We start from the raw sequence: 1,926 nt of genomic DNA, 5'->3' as shown, positions 1-1,926 counted from the left end.
CTACATATGGATAAATAAGATCTAAATAGTTAAAACTTAACGATCATTAACTAAACGTAAAGCCCGTTAGATTCATTTCAAACGGGCTTTATTTTTTAAAGGTACATACGTTTATTAAAGGAATAATTCTTCAATAAATGTATAAATGCATCTTATCCAAACCACTGGAAACCATTTTTATGTTGTCTAAACTTCGTCAATCTTTGCCTTTGCAATTGCTACTAGCCGCATTACTTGCATGGTTTTTCACCCTATTTATTTCTCCTACAACTGACGTAACCCAAGCTTCTTGGTATCAATTAGTTATGTTAGGAAAAGTCACTTATATCGGTTTACTTAAAATGGTCGTCGGTCTCGTCGTGATGTTTTCCTTACTTCAAGGAATTACAAGCATTGGCTCTATCACTCGATTAAAACAAGTCGGTCGTAATACCTTATTGTTTTACAGTTTTACCACTTTGTTAGCTATTTCTCTTGGCTTAGGTGCTTCATTACTATTACCTGCATGGCAGCCTCTTACTGAGTTTGCACCTGTTGGTGATAACGTTCGGCTCATTAGTGAGGAGTCCGCTGGCGGCGCTGCCATTGCAGGTAAACTGCTAAATATGGCTTTTGTTAATCCAGTGGCCGCATTAACTCAGGGGAATTTACTTGCTATTGTAGTGTTTTCATTCATGTTAGGGGGGGCTTTACTCTCTTCATTACCTGAAAAACACCCTATTTTTGATGTACTCAGTGGCTTAAATAAAAGCATTAATACGATAGTAGGTTGGATAATTAAAATATCTCCACTGGCGGTATTTGCCATTGTTTTTGACTTCACGATCCGTGGTGGTGCATCTTTATTTGAACAGCTAGCTCTGTTTTCTCTACTGGTTTTTGTTCTTACTTTAATTCATGGCGCCATTATTTTACCAACGATTGCAAAACTAGCAACAGGCATTAAATATACCACCTTATTTAAAGCGATCTCCGCTCCTATGGCGATGGCTTTTGCTACCTCTTCTAGCTCTGCAACTTTGCCATTAGCAATGCAAAGTGCCCAAGAAAAACTTGGAGTATCACAAAGTACCAGCAGTATGGTATTACCCCTTGGTGCGGTAATGAATATGGATGGAACTGCATTATTCGAAGGTGTTGCTGCGATATTCTTAGCTCAACTTTTTGGTGTTGATTTAACAACATCAGGATTAGTCATGATTTTTATCATGGCCATGGTTTCATCTGTTGGCGCACCAGGAATGCCATCAGGATCGATGTCAGGTATGCAACTGGTGCTTCTAGCCGCAGGGATCCCACTTGAAGCCATCGCGATCTTGTTAATTATTGAACGCCCGCTTGATACTTTCCGTACTGCTGTCAATGTTGAAGGAGACATGATTGCCGCTTTAGTTATCGATAAATGGCAAACACAATCAGCTAAAAAAGAAACCTTCACACAGGATATTCCTGCATAACTTAAATAATAAAAAGCCCTCACGTTTAATGACTTTTTATCTGATATGGCCTTTAAATCCTCCTTTATTATTCACCTTTTCATGTATAAAGAAGTTATCACTAGCTAAAATAGCCGCAATTATTACATTTTAGTAAAAATCATTTTCATTTTAGGGGGATTATCAATTCTTTAGAAACACCTATACTAGCCACATCAAAACGAGACAGCAGAAAAGACAAATTCAACTAGGCTTTAGTTGACTGCTCATTCGAATATATTAATAAGGAAAATCCAATGGCTCTCGATATTAAACCAGGTCAAACATCAATTAAATCTAAAGCAATGGTAGCTTGGGCTGCTGGCGAACCTCTTAAAATGGAAGAAGTAGATGTTCAACTTCCTAAAGCCGGTGAAGTTTTAGTTCGCATCGTTGCTACTGGCGTATGTCACACTGATTTATTCACTCTATCTGGTGATGATCCAGAAGG

2 protein-coding genes are annotated in these 1,926 nt (G+C 38.1%); both read left to right on the top strand.

Annotated features, from left to right (window positions below; translation table 11 throughout):
* Positions 1 to 179 precede the first annotated feature (179 nt).
* Entirely contained in the window at positions 180 to 1,457 is a 1,278-nt protein-coding gene (locus tag A6E03_RS18360) for a dicarboxylate/amino acid:cation symporter (RefSeq protein WP_065601478.1), read from the top strand.
* Positions 1,458 to 1,732: 275 nt separating this feature from the next.
* Positions 1,733 to 1,926 (top strand): alcohol dehydrogenase catalytic domain-containing protein (locus A6E03_RS18355; protein WP_176703509.1); only part of this gene is annotated, 194 nt, incomplete at its 3' end.

Origin of the sequence: Aliivibrio sp. 1S128, from assembly GCF_001691065.1 — a bacterium.
Lineage (GTDB): Bacteria > Pseudomonadota > Gammaproteobacteria > Enterobacterales > Vibrionaceae > Aliivibrio.
The sequence above is the reverse complement of the archived record's forward strand: the minus strand, read 5'-3'. Positions and strand labels throughout refer to the sequence as shown.

Excerpts from the sequence above, each read along its gene's own strand:
- A6E03_RS18360 (WP_065601478.1), top strand. The coding sequence starts at position 180 with ATGTTGTCTAAACTTCGTCAATCTTTGCCTTTGCAATTGCTACTAGCC.